The following is a 23,429-nucleotide window of genomic DNA, read 5'->3' on the forward strand; positions in this document are numbered from 1 at the left end:
CAGGGGGAGATATTTTTAGCGCAATAAAACACCGAATTTTGCGCTTTTGATAAAAACTCACTGCTATTGAATGGTTTGCGAAGGATATCGTTGGTTTTGTTCGCCGTAGTTTTGACCCTGTGTAGCAAAGCCCAGGTGCCCGGTAAAAACAGCTCCAATCTGCGCCAACGGGTTTTTGCCGTTGCAGCTGACAGCGTCATCCTGGACACTACCAGTATCATTCCACAAACATTCACGGTTCAGGGGATTGACCCTGCAGATTACAGCCTCGATTTTATCAATGCTATTCTTCATTGGAATAAACGACCTGCTACTGATAGCATTCGTGTCACCTACCGTGTCTTCTTTTATAAACTCAATCCCGTCGTTCAGCGAATGCGGGTCGACAGCGTTATCAATAGTATGGCCGTTGCGCCCTATGAATTCAACAATGAATTGAGTGAAGAGCAGAAAGGTATTTTCAATTTCGGCAATATAAAAGCGGAAGGAAGTTTTGGCCGTCAAATCGCATTTGGCAATAGCCAGGATGCCGTATTAAACTCGACGCTTAATCTGCAATTGAGTGGCATGCTGGGTGACAGCATCGAAATTCAGGCTGCTATTACCGATAACAATATTCCCATTCAGCCGGATGGCACTACACAACAACTCAATGAATTTGACCAGGTGTTTTTGCAATTTAGAAAGCGAAACTGGCAGCTCAATTTAGGTGATATTGACATCCGGCAAAACCAAAGCTATTTCCTGAATTTTTATAAACGATTGCAGGGAGTCGCTTTCCAAACGACGAATAAGATTGGGAAAAAAACGGAATCGAAAACACTGGCCAGCGGATCCATCGCAAAAGGAAAATTTACCCGCAATGTAATACAGGCATTGGAAGGCAACCAGGGGCCTTATCGTCTTACCGGCGCCAACAATGAATTTTTCTTCATCGTGCTGGCCAATACAGAAAGAGTGTTTTTAGACGGCCAATTGTTGCAGCGGGGCGAAGACCAGGATTATGTGATCAATTACAACACAGCTGAAGTGACATTTACTCCCAAACGAATGATCACAAAAGACAGTCGTATTCAAATTGAGTTTGAATATGCGGATCGTAATTTTTTAAATGCCAATTTTTATGTATCGGAAGAAGTTGACATTAATAAAAAATTAAAGCTTCGTGTCGGTGCATTTACCAATGGCGATGCAAAGAACTCACAGATCAACCAGGTATTGAGTGTAGAGCAAAAGCAATTCCTGGCCGGTATCGGTGACAGCATACAACGGGCTTTTTATCCTTCAGCCGCCATTGACACTTTTGCAGCAGGCAAAATACTGTACGAGAAAATTTATAACGGCATTGACTCTTTTTATCAATACTCCACTGATCCTTCATTGGCCCAATATAGTCTATCATTTATCGATGTCGGCGTTGGCCGTGGCAATTATGTTCCTGATTTCAATGGGGCCAACGGCAAAGTGTATAAATATGTGCCGCCCGTAGGTACTCAGCGACAAGGGAGCTTTGAACCGGTGACATTATTAGTCACACCGAAGAAACAACAGTTGGTAAATCTGGGTGTGGACTACGCTTTCACGGATAATACATTGTTGAAAACGGAAGTAGCGATGAGCAATTATGATCCCAATACTTTTTCAAAAATCAGCAATGGTGATGACAAAGGTTTTGCGGCAAAGTTTCAACTAAACAATACAAAACAATTACGTGAAAAAAATAAACTGCAACTGTTAACAGGCCTGGATTACGAATACGTTCAAAATAAATTTAAGCCACTGGAGAGGCTACGAACTGTTGAATTTTCAAGGGACTGGGGTTTACCGATCCTGATTCAGCCGGAAACAGAAAATATCATTCGTGCAACGGCGGGGATTAAGAATAACAGGAACCAATCACTCATCTATAAATTCACCAATTACAAAAGAGGAAGCAACTACAATGGCTTTCAAAATGCAATCAACCAACTGGCAGAATGGAAAGGCTGGCAATTTAACAATGAGCTGGTCATTACCAGTTTTGATGCGCTGACTGATAAAGGCGTTTTTTTCAGACCCACATTCGATCTAAGCAAACAATTAAAAAAACTCAGCAACTATCGAATCGGTTTTCGTTATGCAGAAGAGCAAAATACAGTCAGGGATAAATCAACTGATACGTTATCACCATCAGCGTTTTATTTCGATAGCTATTCTGTGTACGTGAAATCGGACGAGGCTAAAAAGAATCGCTATGGCATCACTTTTTTTACAAGGGCTGACAAATATGCTTATGGCAAAAGTTTTTTAAAGGGCGACCGGAGTTATAACCTTAATCTCCAGACAGAATTATTGGCAAATTCCAACCGCCAATTTTTCCTGAATACGACCTTCAGAAAACTACACATCATTAATCCGCTTGTTTCAAGACAAGAGGCGGACGAAACAATCCTGGGCCGGGCTGAATACGTGATGAATGAATTGAAAGGTTTGATAACAGGAAATGTTTTATATGAAGTGGGAGCGGGGCAGGAGCAGAAAAGAGATATGACTTACATTGAAGTACCTGCCGGCACCGGCCAATATGCCTGGATCGATTACAATGCAGACGGCATTCAACAATTAAATGAATTTGAGCTGGCTGCTTTTCCAGACCAGGCAAAGTTTATTCGTATCCTTACGCCTACCAATGAATTTATAAAGGCCAACTATATCACATTTAATTACAGCCTGAATTTAAATCCCCGTTCCCTTTTAAATAAAAGCGACATTAAGGGGCTAAGAAAGTTTGTGTCAAAGCTAAATCTGCTCACTTCGTTGCAGATCAGTAAAAAGTCAGTTGCCAAAGGAAGTTTTGAGTTTGACCCGTTTAAATACAATGTAAACGACACGGCATTAGTAACGCTCAACACGGTGCTTGCCAATACCATTTCTTTTAACCGCTTCAATGCTGATTGGGGTATTGATATAAGTAACCTGCGCAATAATGGGAAATCATTATTGACCTATGGCTATGAAAGCCGCAGCATCAAAGACTGGACAGCGAAGTTCAGATGGAACATCAGCAGGTCCCTGGCTTTTACGTTAAACGGAAGAAGAGGAACCAATTCTTTGTTTACACCCAATGCGCGATTCGATAATCGAAATTATGACCTGGATATCTATAGCGTTGAACCATTGCTGACTTTTATCCGCAGTACTTCCTTCCGGCTGGCAACCGGCTATAAATACGAGAACAAAAAAAATCTGCCTTCGTATGGTGGAGAGAAGGCTAATTCCAGTTCTATAAATGTTGAGTCGAAATACAATGTTTTGCAAAACAGTTCTATCACCGGTAAGTTCACGTTCAACAATATTGATTACAAGTCTGCAGGCGGTGCTGCCACATCAACCGTCAGTTATATAATGCTGGATGGGTTGTTGCCTGGCAAAAATTATCTCTGGTCAGTTATTCTGACAAAACGATTGCTCAATAATCTTGAGTTGAACTTTCAATATGACGGCAGAAAACCTGCATCAACCAAAATAGTACATATTGGAAGGGCATCACTGACAGCTTTATTTTAAAAAGAACCTCGATTTATCGGATTAGAAAAGATTAAGAGGAATAAAAAAGAGCAACATACTTTGCTGCTCTTTCCATAAATTGTTAACTGCGTAACCTCCTACTAGTGTCCAAAAATCCTGCTAATCGTTGTTCTTGCTATGTTTTCTCAGGAAGATGCAAGACTATTCAAAGCAGCAATAATGCGTTCATATGTTTCCGCTTCAGATAAAGGCTCAGGCGCAAATTTTTTACCGATCACTTTTTCATATAGTTCGATATAACGCTGTGATATAGTGCTTACCCACTCATCGCTCATCACAGGAACTGTCTGTCCTTCTTTACCCATAAAATTATTGGCGATCAGCCATTCCCGCACAAACTCTTTGCTTAATTGTTTTTGCCGTTCGCCTTTCGCTTGTCTCTCTTCGAATCCATCGGCATAGAAATAGCGGGAGCTGTCAGGTGTATGAATCTCGTCAATCAGGTAAATCGTATTACCAATTTTTCCAAATTCATATTTCGTATCTACCAGTATCAAACCTTGCTTTGCTGCAATCTCTTTTCCTCTTTCAAATAACTGCAAAGTGTATTCCCGTAGAATTTTCCATTCCTGTTCGGTCGCTAAACCTTTTTCAATGATTGCGGCTGGTGAAATATCTTCATCATGCCCCTGTTCTGCTTTTGTTGAAGGAGTGATAATCGGAGAAGGGAAATAATCATTTTCCTTCATACCATTTGGCATTGTAGCACCACATAGCTCCTGTTTACCACTATCATAAGTTCGCCAGGCATGACCGGTAAGGTTTCCTCTTACTACCATTTCGATCTTAAAAGGCACACATTTCTTACCTATAGAAGCATTGGGCGCCGGCACTGATTCAAGCCAGTTCGGGCAGATATCTTCTGTGGCTTTTAACATGTATGCAGCGATTTGATTTAACACTTGTCCTTTAAATGGTATGGGTCTTGGAAGTATTACGTCAAAAGCAGAGATACGGTCGGAGGCAATCATCACTAATTTATCACCGATCGTATAAACGTCACGAACTTTACCGCTATAGAAAGCTGTTTGATTTGGAAATGAAAAATGATTCATTGGTCGAAATTAAGGAGGTGCGAAATTACACCCAATAAAGGAGTTTCGAAGATTTTAACAATTTCTCCTTTTTTACTTAAAATTAATTTTTGGATGAACAACACAATTCTTATTTTACTGATAATTCCAAACTAAAAATGCCATATATGAGAAAAAACCGCCGCTTATTGATTGCTCTTTTAGTGGTACATCTTCTTGCTGTTGCTGGCTTCGCTCAATCGGTTACCATCTCCGGTACTATTCGCAATAGCGTCTCAAAAGAACCTATCCCTTCCGTATCAGTTGTTGTAAAAGGAACATCATCCGGTACCTACACAAATGAAAACGGTGCATTTAAATTAGCCGTTGATAAAATACCGGTTACACTGGTTATAACTTCTGTAGGAGGTTTTGAAGCACAGGAAATAACAGTCAGCAATGCTGACGCACCGGTTGAAATTGCTTTAACTCCTGCATCCACCCTCGGCCAGGAAGTGGTGGTATCAGCTTCCCGTACACCGGAAAGAATTTTAGAGTCACCCGTATCAATTGAAAGGGTAGGCGCCGCAGCTATCCGGAATAATGCCACCGCCAACTATTATGATATTGTAAATAAACTTAAAGGTGTAAATGTCATTTACTCTTCGCTCACTTACGCTACACCTACTACCCGTGGTTTTTCAGGTAGCGGTAATACACGTTTCAACCAGGTTGTAAATGGTATGGATAACCAGGCACCGGGGTTAAACTTTGCCGTGGGCATGGTGATTGGTTTAACAGAGCTGGATGTTGATAATATGGAATTGCTTCCCGGTGCCTCTTCGGCTTTGTATGGGCCTGGTGGCATGAACGGAACATTATTGATTAATGGAAAAAATCCTTTCAAGTATAAAGGGCTAAGCTTTCAAATCAAGCAAGGCATCATGCACACGGATGGTCGTCAAAGAGATCTTTCACCGTACTACAACTGGAGCCTTCGGTGGGCTGAACAGATAGGAAAGAAATTCGCTTTCAAAATCGGTACCGAGTTGATCCAGGCCAAAGACTGGCAGGGCGACGATTATAGAAATTATAAACGTTCCGGTTCCACTGGTGTAATAGCAGATGGTACCCGTGAAACGGATCCCAATTATGACGGCGTGAATGTTTATGGAGATGAGGTTTCAATTAATTTGAAACAAAGAGTGTTACTTCCGATAGCGCAAGCCGTTCCATTCTGGGCTGATTATATTAATTCACTTCCAGCTAATATACCTGTTTCCCGTACAGGTTATACTGAAAAGGATGTAGTTAATCCCAATACTTTGGTGTATAAACTTTCAGGTGCCTTACATTATAAGTTGACTGATGCCATTGAAGCCAGTCTGAGTGGCTATTGGGGTACAGGAAATACAGTGTATACCGGTAGCCAGCGTTACTCACTTCGTGATTTGAAAATGGGTCAATACAAACTCGAATTGAATCATAAAAATTGGTTTATCCGTGGTTATACTACCCAGGAAAATGCCGGTGGCGCTCATAACCTCACATTTAATGCAGTTAGATTTAATGATGGCTGGAAAGCGGACGCCACATGGTTTCAGCAATATGGTTTTGCATACGTAAATGCAAAAATGGGGGGCCGCAATGAGTTAGATGCGCACAATATTGCCCGTTCAGTTGCTGACCAGGGTCGTCCTGTAGCCGGGTCGGCTGCTTTCCAACAATTGTGGGATGCGACCCGCAAAAAGCCAATTCCACAAGGCGGCTTGTTCCTTGATCGTACGGACCTATACATGGTAGAGGGTCAATACAACTTCACTGACGTCATTAAAGTTGCCGAAGTGATCGTGGGTGGCAACTGGAAACAGTATGTGCTTAAAAGTGAAGGAACATTATTTGCAAAGGAGGCTGAACCAATCAAGATAGATGAATTTGGTGGATATATACAGGTGTCCAAAGAAATCGTAAAAGATGTGCTTAAGCTGACTGCTTCGGGGCGTTACGATAAGAATGAAACTTTTTCAGATGGTCGGTTTACACCCAGATTTACTGCACTCATCAAACCGGCGAAAGATCACAACATCCGTCTTTCTTACCAGACTGCTTACCGTTTTGCTTCTACACAGCAACAATGGATCGATCTTGACGTGGTGACAGGCCGACTATTAGGAGGTGTAAAGTTTTTGTGGGATAAGTATAACATGATCAACAATCCTGTTTATGATCCAACAACACTGCAGGTAGTACCTTATGTAGAGTTCAAGCCTGAAAGTGTTCAGTCTTATGAAATTGGGTACAAGACATTGCTGGGTCAAAAATTATTAGTGGATGCTTATTACTACTTCAGCGAATACAAAGATTTTCTGTCACGTCGCGATGTGGTACAAAATCCTGGTACCGCTAACCAGCGTGGATTTTCAATTGTAATAAATTCTCCAAGCAAAGTAAAAGCGTCCGGTTGGGGTCTTGGCTTAGACTATATTTTGCCAAAGAATTTTTCTATATCAGCAAATATTTCATCTGACGATTTAGGAGATGTGCCTGATAAATTTCTTACATCCTTAAATACACCAAAATATCGAACGAATGTGTCTTTAAGTAATAGCGGGTTTGGTCGTCAAAATCGTTTAGGTTTTAATGTATCGTGGAGGTGGCAGGATAAATTCTTTTATGAGAATGATTTCGCCAGCGGTGATGTACCTGCCTATCACACCGTGGATGCACAATTCAGCTATAGAAAACCGGAGATCAAATCCACTTTTAAAATTGGCGCCAGCAACCTGCTGAATCAATACTATCGTACTTCGGTAGGTAATCCATCAATCGGCGGGCTTTACTATATAAGCTATGGTTATAACCTGTAAGCCTCGAAATGGCGAAAAAAACTCAAAAAAACTAACACATGAAACGATTTATAAATAACTGGTTGCGGTTCATCATCCTGTTAAGCGTAACCGTACTGCTTTTCACAGCCTGCAATAAAGATTTGCCAGAGGCAACACCGATTACGCCTACGCCACCGAGTGGCTCTTCTATTGCTGAAACCATATCTGGCGATGCAAACTTTAGTTTGCTGAAGTTTGCGATCAACCGGGCAGGATTAAATAATCTTTTAGCCGATAAATCTGCAATATTTACTTTTTTTGCCCCAGACAACGCGGCTTTTCAATTATCTGGATTTGCCGATACTAATGCGATTAAGTTTTTGCCAGCGGCTCAATGGAACGCTATTATCAACTATAACCTGGTCGGCGGACAGAAGTATACTGCCGCATCCATTACACCGGCGAATCCCAGCCAAAATCTTTACCTGCAAAGTGCACTTGTAATACAACCACCTTCGGCTACCTTACCACCCGGATTGAGAATGCCACTATTTCCCGGAAAAATTGCGATCGGGCTTGTAGTGAACAATATTCCAGTTACGCAGGCAGACATTGCTGTTGCGAATGGCATTATTCATAAAACATTGGCGATAGTCGCTCCGCCGACCAGGGTATTAGCGGATACCATATACAGGGTTGCAGACCTGACATACTACAAAGCAGCTATAGCAAGAGCTGATAGCGGGTCCACAGGTTTATCCAGGTTTGACTCTCTACTAAAGTACCCGGTAGTCAATATGACGGTGCTGGTTCCTAATGATGACGCTTTCAGGACTCTGATATATGGATTAGTGTATGGGAAGGTGTTGGCGGCAACGAGTGATCCTGTCACAGCCAATGCAATGGCTACCGACGCTGTGGCGGCAGGCCCAGCTTTTCTAAGTACAAACAATATCACTACCGCTGACATCAGGGCAATATTAGCTTACCATTTTCTTGCGGCCCCTAATTCCAAAGGAGCATATGAACCTAAGTACAGAGCTTTTTCCATCAACTTCAGTTCGACACCTACCGCTTTCAAAACTTTAATAAACGGATCGGTAGCAGTCCATCCCGGAGTAGTGGCCCAATCAACGTTTACCGGACCTGTGGTATCGGGTCTCACGTTCTCGAGTTATGGAAGTTTTCCGCCAGGCGGTGCACCATTTAGTTATACGGCGAACGTTGTCGGTAAAGATCGCAATGCCGTAAATGGTGTCTTTCATATAATAGATAAGGTTTTACTACCCCAATAAATATTTTAGTCAAAAGAAACAAAGCAGGTAGTCGTTTTGGCTGCCTGCTTTTTAATATTATCACCTGCTGACAGTACTTCATCTAAAAATAATTTACCCGACGTTTTATTTTAAGTAACTTTTACCATGCAATTGTCCGCTTAATGCATTGTCTCATTTCATTAAACCAAAATTATTCGCCATGAAAAAGTTACTGTTCCTGCTTGTTGCAGCAATCACTCTTTCATTTACTACTGCAGAAGGTGTTTCAAAAAAAGAAAAGAAATCAGCGATCAAATTTTTAAAAGAAACGGAAAAAGGAGTTTTGGAGTCGGTAAAGGGATTAAGCGAAGCCCAGCTTAAATTCAAACCGGCAGAGGATAGATGGAGTGTAGAAGATTGCATGAAGCATATTGCAGCGACAGAAATTGCGCTCTGGCAAATGACGAGTGGCACATTAAAACAAGCTGCCAATCCTGAAAAAAGAGCTGATATCAAAATGACAGATGAGCAGGTGAAAACGAAAATAGAAGACCGGTCAACCAAAATCAAAACCTTTCCACCGTTTGAACCACAGAATACCTCTTATAAAACAATGGAGGAAGCCATTGCTTCTTTTAAAGACAACCGCAGCAAGCTGATTGATTATACCAAAGGCACATCTGAAGACTTGCGAAACCATGTTGCCACTTTGCCATTTGGCAGTCTTGACTGTTATCAAATGATCCTGTTTATTGCCGCTCACAGCAACCGGCACATGCAACAAATAAACGAAGTAAAAGCTGATCCGAATTTTCCAAATAATTAAAACGCCCACCGAAAAGATAAAAGCCCTGGCAGCACTGCCGGGGCTTTTTCCTGGTGCTCTCCATGGCTGATTATTGCACGGTTAGGTTAACTGCAATAAGTGTAGTACGACTGCTCATTTCATTGTTATTGTAATTGCACCCATTGTAGCCGGCGGACAAATTTGTTTCATCGGTATGAAGTAACAACACTTTGTCCGCACCTGTAAAGCCTTTTGCAGGGATGTATTGATAAATTAATGTTCCATTTTCATTCGTCCCTGTCTGGCTTAATGAATAGTGGGATGCCTGTTTGTAAATGTTGACCCCGCCGGTGTTGGCAACATTCAATACATAAGTTTCACCAGGAGCAACTTTTGCATTGATTACCTTGTCGGGATTGAGTGAAGCCGGCTCTGCCAGGCTTTCTTTTACGTTTTTTGAGCAGGAGAGAAGTACTACGAGGGTGAAGACGGAAATCGTTGAATAAGTAAAAACCTTTTTCATCCGATTTTTATTTACTATAAATTTAATTTATTTGATAGCACGCGGCAAATAAAACTATGCACATTGCCAAAGCTCAATTTCCCGCAAAAAAGAAATGCCCGGCAATTTTCATGGCCGGGCATTTCTTATATAAAATAAACAAAGCCTTACTGCCGGGTTATATGCACGGTGATCTTCCCCCGTGATATGTTAACCATATTACCCAGTTCGTCATGCACATTACCACTAAACGAAATCGTAACAACATCTCTTACTACGTCATAGTGGGTGATCCTGTACATCATTACAGCTCCCGGATCATTGTTTGTTGATGAGTAGATGCTTTGCCTGCTGGCTGCCGATGCTGAAAAATACATGGCCGTGGTATGATCAGATCCATTGACGCCTGATTGGTATGACTTCACGGTAAAATTTAAATCAGCAAGGGCTAAAGCTGTCGTGAACAATTGACCTGTTATTCTTTCTGTACCGGTCATTGCCAAAGTATAAGTATTGTTTGCCTGTAGGGTGGTATCAAGTACTGCACTCACAGCTATATTGCCCGAATAGTAACGGTTACCATCATAAAAAGTCCAGGTATTAAGCCCTTCACCATATGCAGGGCCGTCGTCGTAGGCAAATTTGGAGCAGGACGAAAAGACGATAAGCAGGACAAGCAAGGGTCCGAAAATGGACGGTTTCATTTTTTATTGGATTTTATTGGTGGTTATGTCGATTTTTAAAAAGTAGTTTTAATTTTTCAGGATCGTAAACTCTACTCTCCGGTTCAGTTGCCTGTTCTCCGGTGTGTCATTAAGTGCTACGGGCTTTGTTTCACCATAGCCTTGTGAACGGATGCGGTTAGGCGATATACCTTTTGATAAAATATATTCCATCACTGACCTGGCCCTGTTATCACTTAGCTTGAAATTGTATTCGTCCGAGCCATAGCTATCGGTATGGGCACTCATTTCTATTTCTATCGCAGGATTTTCTTCTAATAGTTTTACCACGCGGTTTAGCTCCAAATGTGATTCGGCACGCAGATCCCATTTGTCAAAATCAAAGAATACATTATTTAATCTCACTACCTGGCCAATTTCGATGGGTACCAAATAGAGATCTTTATGTATTTCTTTATATCCAGCCTTTACGAGGGAATCAAGATTCAGGTTCTCCGATTGAGCAAAAAATTTATCTGCAGTAGCCCTGATCACATAATTTTTGTCATAAGGTAATACGATCTTAAAAGCACCGTCATCGGGATTGGAAATAGCATTACCAACTTCTTCTCCATCCGGCAATGTTTCGTAGAGCAACGAGGCACTGAGCGGTTCGTTTGTTTTTTTATTATACACGTTGCCACTAACCAATACAACCGGATCTGGTTTCTCCCGCTCCAGCAATTTTACCCTTACAATATCACTTTCGCCATAAGTGTCGGTACTATTGGTGAGATAAGCATATTCACCACCTGCGTCCAAAGTAAAGAAGGCATCCCATTCAGGGGTGTTGATAGGAGCACCGAGATTGACGGGGTCACTCCATTTTTGCCAGGTACTATCGAGGCGTTTACTCATCCAAATATCATTATCGCCTTGTCCACCGGGTCGGTCGCTACTGAAGTAGAGTGTTACACCATCTGCCGCGAGATAGGGCGTCATTTCATCACTCTTCGGCAGGTTTATTTTCTTGCCAAGTGATTTAGGTTCTGTCCAGTATTTATCTTTTTGTAAAAAGCTAACATAGATATCATTGTTCACACCATTTTTCTCCTCGGTCATATACAGCAACAAAGTCTTGCCATCATGTGCCATAGTAGCTCCGTTCTGCCGGCCCCTGTCATACTTTTGGTAGTTTTTGATGCGCAATGCTTCAGGTTTGCTCCAATAGCCATCTTTATCGAGGTAACTCATGCTTACACCGTTGCCCATATAATCACCATCAATAAAAGCATTGCGGATAAGAATGCGGTTATTATCAGGCGATATCCAAAACACCGCGTTGTAGAAATAGGTGTTTAATGGATATTCCATATGATAGGCTTCGCTCCATTTACCAAAACTATCCCGTACGGCATACCAGATATCCTGCGAATTGCGGATGGAATTGTACTTGGTATTCTGTGGATGATTTTCACAGATGAAGAAGAGAATATTACCGTCAGCAGATACAGTTGGTCTTAGTTCCGGGTATTGTGTATTTACTTTTGGCCCCAGGTTTTCGATCTTGATAATCGTTTCTGCTTTAATAATATTTTCTTTTTGAGCTATCAATGGACCCGATGTGTCCTGCGAAGGCTGTGCAATGGCGACTATTATCCAAATGAATAGGATAAAAAAGAGAGTGGCTTTTTTCAAGGCAGTGGATTTTGGTAAAGCGGGTGTAAATTAACAGAAATCAATACAGGATAATATCGAAAAACTACTTGTGATTTTACGATGCATTAATAAACCGCCCCTTAGTGTTTCTTAAACTAACCGCAACAAATTAAGTTGAGAAATATCACGCCCATCGCTTACCCGGACAGTTGAAAATTTTTGATCTGTTCATTTGTTCCGTTTTGTACAATTCAGGCATGGAAAGCGCATTTAGTTTTGCTTTATAACAATAAATTCAAATTAAATGAAACAAAACCTTTCTATTTGCCTGCTCTTAGTCGCTTCATCTTATTTATTTGCGGGCTGCGGCAATAGTTCAGCGCAACAAAACAGTAACCTTGAAGAAGCTAAGAGAGCTATTGAAGAAAGTAATTCGATCTATTTTCAATCGTTTGCAAAAGGAGACTCCTCCATTTTTATCGAACGCTATGCGGAAGACTGCTGTATCATGGCGCCTGGTGCACCAGCAATGTGCGGACCTGATGCACCGCTTGAATTTTTTCGATTGGCTTATCATAAAATAGGATTGAGAAATGGAAAATTTATTACCACCAATGTCTACGGTAGTGGCGATGGTTTTGTAACAGAGGAGGGATTGTGGCAATCCTACGATGCCAGCAATAAGCTGTTTGATGATGGAAAATTCCTGGTGCTCTGGAAGAAAACAGCAAAGGGTTGGAAAATGTACCGCGATTCGTTTAGCAGCAACCGGAAGGATTGAATTTAATTCTGTCAATGTTTTCTTTCTCCATTAGCAGTAGCATTCACACCGAGGTTTGACCATCACCCCGGTGTGAGTATGATACCTATAAATTCAAACAATACAATCACAACGAAAATTTGCTTTTCTTTTTGCAACGTTACCTGTAAACCGGATGTCAGGACGGTATGAAATATACACTTAAATTATTAGGCATCGCTTGCCTCACTACTTTCACATTCAGTTGCAATAAGTCCGGCAGTAAAGTTGAAGTTACTGACTCCCTGGTTGGCGAATGGGAACTGCGCCAAACCTCGGCAGCCATGAATCCGTTGGTAGGAAATTATCCGCCTGGCAATGGTAAAATAATAAAGCTTACAGAGACCCGCTATTCTATCTATGATGGAGGACAGGTAGTAAAACAGGGAGAATACAACATTGTCCCTGACCCGGATGTTGAAACCAGTGTGTGCCTGGTATTTCCCGCCGGGCAGTTTGCCAACCGGATCATTTATGACAATGATAGAACCAGTGAAAAACAGTTTTTCCAAATTACCGGCAACAAATTAAGTATCGTCGCTGGTTGCTATGCCATTGACGCCGGTCACCGGGCCGATTATGAAAGAGTAGGTTCCGGTAGCCATAATTGATGTTAAGCCCGAAGTGGAATTCCTTACTGATTAGCTTATTTTTATTTTTTTATTTCCTGCATCCGGAATTTTATAATCTTTCGGATCATATCAAAAGGCATCGGTTGAGTTAAAGGAAATTTGATGGTACCCTTGGCACCTTCATAGTTGACCAATTCCTTAATCGCTGCTTCCATGAGTCTTGTCCTGGGGTATAAGCTGATGTGTTCCTTCCAGGCCGCATAACATATAAGGCCTTTGCCATCCAGTTTAAAAGCGGGCATGTTGTAGCTGATCACTTCTTCAGCGGTTGGCGCTATTTGCCGGATCGTTTGCCGGATATCTTTCATTAGCCCTTTTGTTGCCGCAGGCAAGGCTGCTATGTATTCCTGTACGGTTTTAAATTTTGGAGCAACCGGGGTGTTCTTCTTTGCTGCTTTTTTAGCTTTAGCCGAAGCTTTTGTCGGGGCTGCCATGGTTGTCAGTTTTAGGATATGAACTTACATCATTACTCAGCAACTATAAAATGTGCAGGGCGACAAAAAAAGGGTGATTTACGACAGCCAATGATGGATAAATACAATCAGAGTGTTTCCATTTTTTCATGGATCAGTATTTTCTCCGCATCGGTTTTTGCCAGTATATAGGCTTTTTGAAAATGATCTTTCGCCTTTGTTTTGTCGATGATTTTATACAATTCGCCAAGCAGCACAAAATAAAAATGGTTGTTTTCCAGCTTAAGTTTTTCAGCCTCGATCAACGCTGATTGGGCGCCGTACACTTTATACAAAGCATAGGTCCTGTTCAGGGCTACACCCGGTGAATAATTTACCATCAGCAATTGATTATACAATTGCAGAATTTCCTCCCATTTTTCCTGGTCATCGTCTTTGATGCAATGCCAATACGCAATCCTCGCTTCCAGGTGATAAGAGCTTATTTCATTTCCTTCTAATGAGCGGTCAAGGAAATGGATACCCTGGCTGATCATTGATTGGTCCCATAGCGTTTCATCCTGCTGATCATACAAGATCAGCGATTGATCATTTGCCTGGCGGGCATTGAAACGGGAAGCATGAAAACACATCAGGGCAATCAATGCATTTGTCTTCGGCAGGTTGGTCGTTTCATAATCAGTTAATAATATTCCCAATCGCAGCGCTTCAATACAAAGCTCCTGGCGAAGCACCTCGTTTTGCGTTTTAGAATAGTAACCTTCGCTGAACAAGAGATAAATAATATGTAACACATTGTCGAGTCGCCCGGGTATTTCATTGGCAGGCGGCATTTCTAACTGCACTTTTTCAGTCCGCAATTTTTCTTTAGCCCTGAAGAGTCTTTTATTGATCGCTTCCTTATTGGATAAAAAGGCGTCAGCAATTTCATCGATATCAAAACCGCAAAGGATACGCAATGCCAAACCGATCTGTGCTTCGCTGGCAATGGCGGGATCACAAATGGCAAAAAGCATTTGCAACTGGCTGTCTTTAATGTTTTGCATGGAAAAATCAGGTTCGATAGCGGCTATCTCTTTTTCCTCCTGCGACACCAGGGCAGGGACAATTTTTGTTTCAAAAATTTTATTTCGCCGAAAGTGATACAATGTTTTTTGTTTTGCCACTGCATAGAGCCAGGCGGTAGGGTTGGCCGGAATGCCTTTGGCATCCCAGGTTTCCGTTGCCTGCAAAAAAGTTTCGCTGACAATATCCTCTGCTATTTCAATATGCTGCAGACCAAACAGCTTGCTGATTACAGCCACCATTTTTGAAAACTCCTGTTGGAACAGGTGTTTGAGCGATAAATGTTCTTCTTTCATTATCATTTTGGGCTTGGCAAAGTAGATCAGTTTGTTTGTCCTATCGGCGTTCGTCGCAATAGAACAAGCAAACTGATTCTTGTTTTCGTTTAACTTCCATAGACTGGCCGGATCTCTACGCTGCCGCCTTCATCAATAGCAGGGCATCCGTGCGCAAGGGTAGTGGCTTCTTCCAGGCTATTCGCTTTTACAACAATAAAGCTGCCCAGTATTTCTCTTGTTTCTACAAATGGCCCATCGGTGATAACACCACCTGCTTTCAGCACTTTGCCTTCCATCGACAACCGGTTGCCATTGCTGACCATTTTCCCCTGCGCGGCGATGCCACCAGCCCAGTCCTGCCATTTTTTTCCAAGGGCCTGCATTTTTTCGGATGTAGCCTTGCTATAATCATAGTTTGGCTGTCGGAATAATAACATAAACTCTTTCATATGTAAATAATTTATAGCTTGTCAAAAATTGGCCGCCAATAGTTGAACAGGCCGTGATAAAAAATTTTTATTTAAAATTTTGTTGCAACTTAATTTGATTTCGCTGCATATTGCCCCGGCTGATAATCACCAGCCGGTGTTCGAAACGCAATATTAATGCGATTGTAGCTATTTATTGTTACAACCGCCATCGTGAGTTCGATCAGTTCTTCCTCTGTAAACTGTTCGCTGGCTATGGCATACACTTTATCCGATACATGACCTTCGTGCAATTTTGTAACTGCCTCGGCCCAGGCCAGCGCTGCACGTTCCTGCTCAGTATACATCGGTGCTTCACGCCAGGCGTCCAGCATATACAGGCGTTGCTCGGTTTCTCCTTTTGCCCGCAGGTCTTTCGAATGCATATCCAGGCACATGGCACAACCATTGATCTGTGATACCCTGAAGTAAATCAAGTTCAACAGTCCTTTGTCCAGTGACGATTTTGCCAAATAGCCGCCCAGTCCATACATTGCTTTCAAAGCGGCTTGTCCTTTTTCGAATAGATTGATTCTCTGTTCCATTTTGTTGTATTTTATTATTGAATGTTTGGGTTACACTTCAATAATGACTGAGATTGGACAAATTGGACAGGAAGGGGAAATTTTTTTTTTTGAAGGCGAGTCAGCGATGCTCAGAGCTTCTTACAGAATAATTTTTATGCAAACCAATGCTTTTGGCATATTCGAATAATTTTCTTCCGGTAAGACCAATGCTACCGGGCTTTTCGCAAAATAATTCAATGCCATTTGAAAAATAGTCACGCATCCGGAATTATCAAAACAGGATTTTTACAAATAATCTTACTCCAAAATTTTCTCACCTGTACAACTCGCCTCGCAGATATTTTAATCCCGAATCAATCACGACCGTCACAATTCTTTTTCCCGCACCAATGATCCTTGCCCGTTGAATAGCGGCCCATACATTGGCGCCGGAAGTAGTGCCGCCAAATATTCCTTCCTTTCTTGCTAACTCTCTTGCTGTGTGCATGGCATTCTCGTCGGACACCGCCATTATTTCATCGGCCAGGTCGAGCCTGCAGATAGAAGGTACAAAGCCTGCACCGATACCTTCAAGTTTATGCTTGCCCGATACATCGCCACCCGACAACGACCGCACATGCAATGGCTCGATCGGGATACAACGAATGCCGGGAATTTCATTTTTGAAAATTTCAGCATTACCCGAAAAACAACCACCCGTTCCAACACCGGTGACAAATTCATCGATCCGGTTGCCCATTGCTCCAATGATCTCTCTCGCCATTTTATGATAGGCATTGCGATTGTCAACATTATTAAACTGATCCGTCCAGAAAGTATTGGGATTAGTACTTAATTCTTTTGCCCGCTGCTTTAGCGTATCAATCAGCTTCGCCGTTATCATTTTATTTTCACTAAAAATGATTTCCAGTTCGGCTCCAAAGGCCCGCATCGTTTGCAACTTTTCTTCGGCAAAGGCATCCGACGTCACAAAATGTGCTTTATAGCCTTTATTGGCGCATACCATTGCCAAACTACTGCCGGTACTGCCGCCCGTGTACTCGACAACGGTGCCACCCGGTTTCAGCCGGCCTCTTTTTTCTGCGCCTTCAATCATAGACAGCGCCATGCGGTCCTTCATGCTGCCCGTAGCATTAGCACCTTCATATTTTACAAATATGTCCGCACAACCCGGCTCCGATAGTCGTTCCAGTTTTATCAGTGGTGTGTTGCCAATTGCTTTCATGTTATTTTGATTGAACTAAAATGTCATATTCGAAAGATACGGGTGATGTCTCTTTTGTACGAAGATTTTTAATAACACTCTATTTCCGGGATAGCGATTGTTAAATTTTCCGGCAGATGGCATCTGTTATCAGCTGCAACTGGATAATAGAAATGCAGGAAAAATAAGGACGTAATGCCAAAGAGATGCATCGCCCACTTGTCGCTTGCTGTTTTTGAGTCAAACCCTGTAAGAGATTGAACGGAAAAATTACTGAAACTGCCAATTAGTAAAGTGACAGGATGTTTATCGGAAAACAAACGAGCCTTACTGTGTTGAGGTAACGCTCGTTAATAATAATTATTCTTTGCTGGTGCCGCTACGAAGAATGGCTACCAATAACAAAATAAAAACAGCAGCGCCTACAATCCATACCCAGGGTTGCTGGTACCATTCGGTTTCCTTTTTCACATTAATATCAACATCCAGGCCCTTGTCCTGCGCAAATGCCAGGGCTCCCGTTATACTCAGCATGATAGCCAGTATCAGTTTTGTATAAGCCTGTTTCAATCCGGTGATTTTGCGTTTGAACATAATAATTGATTTTGTTTAAATGATCACCGGTTGTAACCCAAAAATGGTTCCAGTACGGTCCGCTGTGATATCGCTGTCTTTTCACCGGGAACCCTGTGCTATTGAGCAAAAAAATCTACATAATACAGAAGAAAGCAGGGTGAAATGGTGAAGGGCAGGTAAACTGCCGTATCAAAAACCGGATAAATACGAAGGCTGATGAATAAATACGATGTTAAGCTGATGATAAGGCTCAATTTTTGAAGCCTGCATACTAAAGCGAAGACTATTCTTGTTATAAGGCAAATCCGGTACCATGAAAAAACTTGTACTTATATTACTTGTCTTACCCTGTTTGGCGAATGCCCAGTTTGAATGCGAAAATCACACCGCTATCGGCTTGTCGTATATCCTGCCCAAATCGGCTTCAGCAGAAGTGGCTTATTTCACCAATATAGGTTTTACGGCCGGCATGGGAGTAGCCTATTCAACACCTGTCACTACTACTGTAAAAAGCGGCACAGAAGAGATCACAGAAAAATCCAACATGCTGAATATTTTTGGTTATGTGGGTTACCGGCTGGTACAGGTAGATTATAAATTCTCGGGCTTTTTAAATGCCGGTTATGTCATGGGTGATGCCAGCAGCATGCAACCTTTCTTGTCTTCCAAATTTTTGTTTCCTTCAGGACAAAAAGCATTTGCCATTGAACCGCTTTATATTTTCAACCGCGGATTTAGTGGGCGGGCATCACTGTATATTAAATTGTAAAGCCATTCAACTTTTACAGGCCGGGCTTACTGGTTCATAAAAAAGGGGGATTGCACTGGACAGGTGAGGCGTTGCTTTTAATGATTTTAAATCAATACGCTCAGCAATGTTTTTAAAAAGGGGCAAACCCTTTCCCAATACGATGGGTTGAACACAAAACCGGAATTCATCAATCAATCCCCATTGCATCATGCCGGCAATAAGGCTGGGGCTTCCTACTAATAAGTTTTTTCCGGGTTGTTGTTTTAGTTGTGTCACTTCTTCTTTCATGTCGCCATTAACCAGCCTGGTATTTTTCCAGCTTACTGTTTTTAGCGTATGAGAGAATACCAGATTGGGTACATTGTCGATCAGCACTGCAAACTCATCCACAGATGAGACCCCCGTAGGGTGCTGCACGATCGCCGGTCATGAACTTTCCATCAATTGGTACGTGACCCGGCCAAATAAGATCGTATCGGTATTCTTCAACAGTTCATTGGCATTTTCATGTAACTCCACATCGGCGATCATAGCGGTATGATCACAAAACCCATCGAGGGTCATATTGATGGAAGCGATAAGTTTTCTCATGGCATTGGGCAAACTTTATTGACAGTTCAGGCAATAGGCTAATGGATGCAATACTACTATTGCATTGGATTATTCAATTAAGCAAAGACTGATCAGGCGGTTAGTTCATTGGCGGATACCATCCTAAATCCTAACTGCTGGTACATGCTGAGAAAATCAAAATTGTTCCAGCCTTCTGCGATCTTGCCATTGTTGATACGAACACAGGTCATACCCGTGAAATGTACAGGCTGTCCATTAGCAGTAGTAGCATCTACAGAGCAGCGGCCCGTTTCATAATCATCCTGTGCCACTACTTCTTCCACATTGACATGAATTTGTGGAAACTGGTTTCGAAAATTGCGGAAAAATGCTTTGAAGCCATTGGTCCCGTTTTCTCTGATGTCTTCAATGCCATGAACGATAGCATCGGCTTCCATCATTTCATCAATAGCCTCTTCACGACCATTGTTCCAGACTTCTTCCATCCAGCGATAGGTGAGGGTTGAATTTTTGGCAGGCATAAAAGGTTTATTTAAGATTAGTAGCTGAAGGTAGAACAATTGACGGAATCCGGTAGACATGGCGGTGACAGGAGTTGCTGATAATGTAGCGCAGCCTGATGCATCGGTCATTTCCCTTTTCGGTATGATAAAGCTCATTTGCCCGTTGAAACAGGGCACACTACATTTGCGGGACATGATTAATCAATTTCAATTAACGGAATCATCCCTCAAAAACGCTTTGTTTGTATTTGCGCTGGAATCGGAAGAAGCAGGTGAGTTTGATGGCTGCAATAAGCTGATCACCGGCATCGGTAAAGTGAACGCAGCGTATGCACTCACCAAACATCTGCATACACAAAGACCGGACCTGATCATCAACCAGGGCTCGGCAGGCAGCAATGTTTTTAAGCGGGGAGAGGTGGTTTGCTGCACCCGCTTTATCCAGCGTGATATGGATGTAAGAGGGTTGGGTTTCGCCATGTACGAAACACCGCTGTCGGGTATCCCGCCTGTGCTTAAATATGGATTGGAGATGGATGGATTGCAGCAAGGGATCTGCGGCACGGGTGACAGTTTTCAGATGGAGCATTCATCTGCCGATTATAATATCCTGGACATGGAAGCTTATCCATTAGCATTGATAGCAATGAAAGAAAAAATTCCCTTTCTCTGTCTCAAATATATTTCGGACGGCGCCGATGGTTCAGCTGCGGAAGACTGGACGGTGCAGGTTCACCTGACAGCAAAGGCGTTTAAACAAATCTTGTTTCCGAACAGGTAAAACAAATAGGGAGGAGTCTGACAAATGATGGTATTAATCAACAATGTCTACTTCTCATAAAATTCTATAGGCAAATTGTCGGGATCAGTGGTGAACGTAAAACGTTTATTGGTGATCTCGTCAGTACGGATAGGCTCCACTTCAACATGATGCTTTTGAAGACAAGAGATGACGGGTTCTAAATTATCCACCTCAAATGCCAGGTGGCGAAGGCCCGTTGCCTCGGGTCTTGATAGCCGTTTCGGCGGATCAGGGAAGGAGAATAATTCGATGATATAGTTTCCGTTTAATGCAAGGTCAAGTTTGTAGGAAGCTCTTTCATCCCTGTAAGTTTCGTTGATGACCGTTAAACCCAGTGCATCAATATAAAATCTTTTAGATGCTTCATAGTCTGAGCAAATGATGGCGATATGATGAATGTTGCTTAGCATAAGTTGCAAATTGAAGTTTGTTTTTGTTAACCCTTTATAGATCATACATACAACCCAAACTCTTTAGCTAGCCTGTATCACCTTGTTTCATTCAAAAAGATTTTTATCTCTGTTTTGTTATAGTTAAAGAATCCATTTTTTGAGCTATTGCGGCTTGTGATACAAGAACAATTAGTATAGCATCGTAAGTCTCAACCGGAGGCTGGCAAACATTTTAAATATTGCCGGTAAAACAAGCAAGGCACGTTATTTATTGATCAGAACTTTTGACTTTTTCATTTTACAACTTCCATAAGCCTGGTATCAGAAAATGCTTGAAATAGAGTTTTTTTATCTTCCATAATGGGCTTTTAACTAAGATTAACCTCTGCATTTACCAGTACCTCAATTCTTTCTCCTAAGCTCAATAAAGTTCACAATTTGCCGTTGCCCTACTATGAGGAACAGACCTATCACGATTTTGATCCCGGAAAAAGCGGTGTACATTAATGTAGGATTCGTTTGTCCGCCGGTTAATCTTGTCTCCTGGAAATATCCAAACAATTGCTTGCAAAAATTTGGTATTTCAAAAACAATAAGCAATCCACCGACAAGTATAATTGAAATGCTTAAAACAGTTGACCGGTGTATGTTAAAGGAAAAAGTATCCTGTGAGAATCCCTTATCCAGGTTTAGGACCTCGATGATCTGTTCTGATCTAAATATTAAATAATAGCAAACAAACCAATAAACGGTCAGCGTAGCCAGGGTTGAAAGGATCATCCAGATTGCTTCTGTTCTCAAATCAGGGTTGGTCAAATATAAAAAGGCTGCCAATACCTGTGGAATAGTGGCTAAAAAATCTTTAATAAAGAAAAGGCCGAAGACTTTTAAAATAATAAGAAATAAACTTTTGGGTGACATATTGGTTGGCGGGTTTATGTTTTTACCTGACGATATGGTTTAGTGCAAGCGGAATTCATCACCACTTTAGTTGTAATGACTTCCACATCATATCAATAATTTTTTGGCCCTGGCTTCCTTCCACTTCATCCATGCGCATGGTAACGATCATTAAGCCGGAATCTTTCCTGCCAATCGAAGCTATTTCATAGATATTAACTTCATCCTTGTACCGGAGTACTGCTTTTGTCACTACCAACTCCTGCCCGGATCTTAAAATCTTTTTATAACTGGTTCGTTTTTCTTCAAAGCCATAACTAATGCTTTCCTTCGTAACCTCGTTTAACATGAATTCGTTTAGTGTCGAGGGGTTCATCGATTCATAATTTTGAATCAATAAGCCGGAACCCTCCGCTGTCAATAGGGAAATTTGTTCTATTCCTTCGTCAACCGAAACATTGGAAATCTTAAAGCCTTTTGGATAAAAGAAACTATATAGGTTGTTGCTATAAGTCAGAGTGTCTTTTTGAATAAGTCTGAAGGCTATTTTTTTCCCCTTCACCACAAGATGGTAGGGTTTGTCAAGTGCCACGTTCAGCGTAGTGTCATTTAATTGCAGTATATAGTCTTCCTGGCTGTTCGCTGCCAGGGTAAAAAAGACGAAAATAAAAATAAGTACAAGTTTCATTTTTGATTTTTTTGAATCAGGTGGTCAAATGGATGGGAGTGCAGGGAACTGCTGCACATTACCGGGTTATTTTTGCATTGAAGCTTCTTTGACGATTTGATCAAACCCTTTCATAATTTCTTCCTGCAAGGCAGGCGTATATTTGGCTGACATAGCAGACATAATGTCTTTCTGGATATCGGGAATGGTCTGTATCATCTTTTGGCCGGATTTGGTTTTATAAAATTCAATGTAATCATCGATTTCCTGCTGTGTAAAGTATTTATCATAGATCTCCACCATATCCTCATTGAGCAGCTTCATGGCTATTTTTTTGGAAGACTCCATGCTTTTTTTAAATACAGCGGCCATTTTGCTTTGAATGGTTGTATCTCCTTTGAATTGCGCAGTCATGCTGGTAACAATGGATGACGTTATTGCGTCAAAGCTTTTATGCATCAGCGAATCCTGCTGCATAAGTTCAAATAATGTTTTAATCGATTCCTTTTTGCTTTGTGCATGGCTGCAAAAGCAGACAGAGATAAATAATACAAGTGCGGCGAAAATTTTGTTCATAAGCTAATTGATTTTGGCAGGATATATACA

25 protein-coding genes are annotated in these 23,429 nt (G+C 41.7%); 8 read left to right on the forward strand and 17 right to left on the reverse strand.

The window, feature by feature from the left end:
- Window positions 1-66 precede the first annotated feature (66 nt).
- Entirely contained in the window at window positions 67-3,546 is a 3,480-nt protein-coding gene (locus tag P2W73_RS10785) for a DUF8818 domain-containing protein (protein ID WP_276502044.1), read from the forward strand.
- Window positions 3,547-3,692: 146 nt separating this feature from the next.
- Here P2W73_RS10785 and P2W73_RS10790 read toward each other — a convergent pair whose 3' ends face one another.
- Entirely contained in the window at window positions 3,693-4,622 is a 930-nt protein-coding gene (locus tag P2W73_RS10790; protein WP_276502045.1) for a phosphoribosylaminoimidazolesuccinocarboxamide synthase, read from the reverse strand.
- A gap of 146 nt (window positions 4,623-4,768) precedes the next feature.
- On the opposite strand from P2W73_RS10790, the gene P2W73_RS10795 reads away from it, so the two are divergent.
- The 3 genes from P2W73_RS10795 (at window position 4,769) to P2W73_RS10805 (ending at window position 9,490) form a co-directional block, all read left to right on the forward strand.
- The gene (locus P2W73_RS10795) at window positions 4,769-7,447 is read left to right on the forward strand and encodes a TonB-dependent receptor (RefSeq protein ID WP_276502046.1); all 2,679 of its coding nucleotides are present in this window, start codon (window positions 4,769-4,771) and stop codon (window positions 7,445-7,447) included.
- A gap of 38 nt (window positions 7,448-7,485) precedes the next feature.
- On the forward strand, window positions 7,486-8,703 hold the full coding sequence (locus P2W73_RS10800) for a fasciclin domain-containing protein (protein ID WP_276502047.1): 1,218 nt from the start codon (window positions 7,486-7,488) through the stop codon (window positions 8,701-8,703).
- 181 nt (window positions 8,704-8,884) lie between these two features.
- Entirely contained in the window at window positions 8,885-9,490 is a 606-nt protein-coding gene (locus tag P2W73_RS10805) for a DinB family protein (RefSeq protein WP_276502048.1), read from the forward strand.
- A gap of 70 nt (window positions 9,491-9,560) precedes the next feature.
- Here the strand turns inward: P2W73_RS10805 and P2W73_RS10810 are convergent, their stop codons facing one another.
- The 3 genes from P2W73_RS10810 to P2W73_RS10820 form a co-directional block, all read right to left on the reverse strand.
- On the reverse strand, window positions 9,561-9,974 hold the full coding sequence (locus tag P2W73_RS10810) for a hypothetical protein (protein WP_276502049.1): 414 nt from the start codon (window positions 9,972-9,974) through the stop codon (window positions 9,561-9,563).
- Window positions 9,975-10,120: 146 nt separating this feature from the next.
- Entirely contained in the window at window positions 10,121-10,657 is a 537-nt protein-coding gene (locus P2W73_RS10815) for a hypothetical protein (protein WP_276502050.1), read from the reverse strand.
- Window positions 10,658-10,705: 48 nt separating this feature from the next.
- Window positions 10,706-12,313, reverse strand: coding sequence for an OmpA family protein (locus P2W73_RS10820; RefSeq protein WP_276502051.1), 1,608 nt, complete (start codon window positions 12,311-12,313; stop codon window positions 10,706-10,708).
- 265 nt (window positions 12,314-12,578) lie between these two features.
- Here P2W73_RS10820 and P2W73_RS10825 point away from each other — a divergent pair, with 265 nt between their 5' ends.
- Window positions 12,579-13,055: a YybH family protein gene (locus tag P2W73_RS10825; RefSeq protein ID WP_276502052.1), complete on the forward strand. Its 477-nt coding sequence runs from the start codon at window positions 12,579-12,581 to the stop codon at window positions 13,053-13,055.
- Window positions 13,056-13,222: 167 nt separating this feature from the next.
- Entirely contained in the window at window positions 13,223-13,684 is a 462-nt protein-coding gene (locus P2W73_RS10830; RefSeq protein WP_276502053.1) for a hypothetical protein, read from the forward strand.
- A gap of 41 nt (window positions 13,685-13,725) precedes the next feature.
- Here P2W73_RS10830 and P2W73_RS10835 read toward each other — a convergent pair whose 3' ends face one another.
- The 6 genes from P2W73_RS10835 to P2W73_RS10860 all read right to left on the reverse strand — a co-directional run bounded on the left by P2W73_RS10835 (window position 13,726) and on the right by P2W73_RS10860 (window position 18,253).
- On the reverse strand, window positions 13,726-14,139 hold the full coding sequence (locus P2W73_RS10835) for an iron chaperone (protein WP_276502054.1): 414 nt from the start codon (window positions 14,137-14,139) through the stop codon (window positions 13,726-13,728).
- A gap of 107 nt (window positions 14,140-14,246) precedes the next feature.
- The gene (locus tag P2W73_RS10840; protein ID WP_276502055.1) at window positions 14,247-15,479 is read right to left on the reverse strand and encodes an RNA polymerase sigma factor; all 1,233 of its coding nucleotides are present in this window, start codon (window positions 15,477-15,479) and stop codon (window positions 14,247-14,249) included.
- Between the two features lie 89 nt (window positions 15,480-15,568).
- Window positions 15,569-15,910, reverse strand: coding sequence for a YciI family protein (locus tag P2W73_RS10845; protein WP_276502056.1), 342 nt, complete (start codon window positions 15,908-15,910; stop codon window positions 15,569-15,571).
- An 89-nt stretch (window positions 15,911-15,999) separates the two neighbouring features.
- Window positions 16,000-16,473 (reverse strand): carboxymuconolactone decarboxylase family protein, encoded by a 474-nt coding sequence (locus tag P2W73_RS10850; protein ID WP_276502057.1) that lies wholly within the window; start codon window positions 16,471-16,473, stop codon window positions 16,000-16,002.
- 295 nt (window positions 16,474-16,768) lie between these two features.
- Window positions 16,769-17,680: a PLP-dependent cysteine synthase family protein gene (locus P2W73_RS10855; protein ID WP_276502058.1), complete on the reverse strand. Its 912-nt coding sequence runs from the start codon at window positions 17,678-17,680 to the stop codon at window positions 16,769-16,771.
- Between the two features lie 339 nt (window positions 17,681-18,019).
- Window positions 18,020-18,253: a hypothetical protein gene (locus P2W73_RS10860; RefSeq protein WP_276502059.1), complete on the reverse strand. Its 234-nt coding sequence runs from the start codon at window positions 18,251-18,253 to the stop codon at window positions 18,020-18,022.
- A 295-nt stretch (window positions 18,254-18,548) separates the two neighbouring features.
- On the opposite strand from P2W73_RS10860, the gene P2W73_RS10865 reads away from it, so the two are divergent.
- Window positions 18,549-19,004 (forward strand): hypothetical protein, encoded by a 456-nt coding sequence (locus P2W73_RS10865; protein WP_276502060.1) that lies wholly within the window; start codon window positions 18,549-18,551, stop codon window positions 19,002-19,004.
- A 6-nt stretch (window positions 19,005-19,010) separates the two neighbouring features.
- Here P2W73_RS10865 and P2W73_RS10870 read toward each other — a convergent pair whose 3' ends face one another.
- The 3 genes from P2W73_RS10870 to P2W73_RS10880 form a co-directional block, all read right to left on the reverse strand.
- On the reverse strand, window positions 19,011-19,403 hold the full coding sequence (locus tag P2W73_RS10870; protein ID WP_276502061.1) for a dihydrofolate reductase family protein: 393 nt from the start codon (window positions 19,401-19,403) through the stop codon (window positions 19,011-19,013).
- A 9-nt stretch (window positions 19,404-19,412) separates the two neighbouring features.
- Complete coding sequence (locus tag P2W73_RS10875; RefSeq protein ID WP_276502062.1) at window positions 19,413-19,577, reverse strand: dihydrofolate reductase family protein; 165 nt, start codon at window positions 19,575-19,577, stop codon at window positions 19,413-19,415.
- Window positions 19,578-19,669: 92 nt separating this feature from the next.
- Window positions 19,670-20,080 (reverse strand): ester cyclase, encoded by a 411-nt coding sequence (locus P2W73_RS10880; protein WP_276502063.1) that lies wholly within the window; start codon window positions 20,078-20,080, stop codon window positions 19,670-19,672.
- A 58-nt stretch (window positions 20,081-20,138) separates the two neighbouring features.
- On the opposite strand from P2W73_RS10880, the gene P2W73_RS10885 reads away from it, so the two are divergent.
- The gene (locus P2W73_RS10885; RefSeq protein WP_276502064.1) at window positions 20,139-20,843 is read left to right on the forward strand and encodes a 5'-methylthioadenosine/S-adenosylhomocysteine nucleosidase family protein; all 705 of its coding nucleotides are present in this window, start codon (window positions 20,139-20,141) and stop codon (window positions 20,841-20,843) included.
- 47 nt (window positions 20,844-20,890) lie between these two features.
- On the opposite strand, the gene gloA2 is transcribed toward P2W73_RS10885, so the two are convergent.
- The 4 genes from gloA2 to P2W73_RS10905 form a co-directional block, all read right to left on the reverse strand.
- Window positions 20,891-21,274 (reverse strand): SMU1112c/YaeR family gloxylase I-like metalloprotein, encoded by a 384-nt coding sequence (gene gloA2, locus P2W73_RS10890; RefSeq protein ID WP_276502065.1) that lies wholly within the window; start codon window positions 21,272-21,274, stop codon window positions 20,891-20,893.
- Between the two features lie 384 nt (window positions 21,275-21,658).
- On the reverse strand, window positions 21,659-22,177 hold the full coding sequence (locus P2W73_RS10895) for a hypothetical protein (protein ID WP_276502066.1): 519 nt from the start codon (window positions 22,175-22,177) through the stop codon (window positions 21,659-21,661).
- A 58-nt stretch (window positions 22,178-22,235) separates the two neighbouring features.
- Complete coding sequence (locus tag P2W73_RS10900; RefSeq protein ID WP_276502067.1) at window positions 22,236-22,844, reverse strand: hypothetical protein; 609 nt, start codon at window positions 22,842-22,844, stop codon at window positions 22,236-22,238.
- A 66-nt stretch (window positions 22,845-22,910) separates the two neighbouring features.
- A complete protein-coding gene (locus P2W73_RS10905) occupies window positions 22,911-23,399 on the reverse strand; it encodes a DUF2059 domain-containing protein (RefSeq protein WP_276502068.1) in 489 nt (162 codons plus the stop codon).
- Window positions 23,400-23,429: the final 30 nt, after the last annotated feature.

This window comes from Terrimonas pollutisoli (assembly GCF_029360765.1).
Classification (GTDB): Bacteria; Bacteroidota; Bacteroidia; order Chitinophagales; family Chitinophagaceae; genus Terrimonas_B; species Terrimonas_B pollutisoli.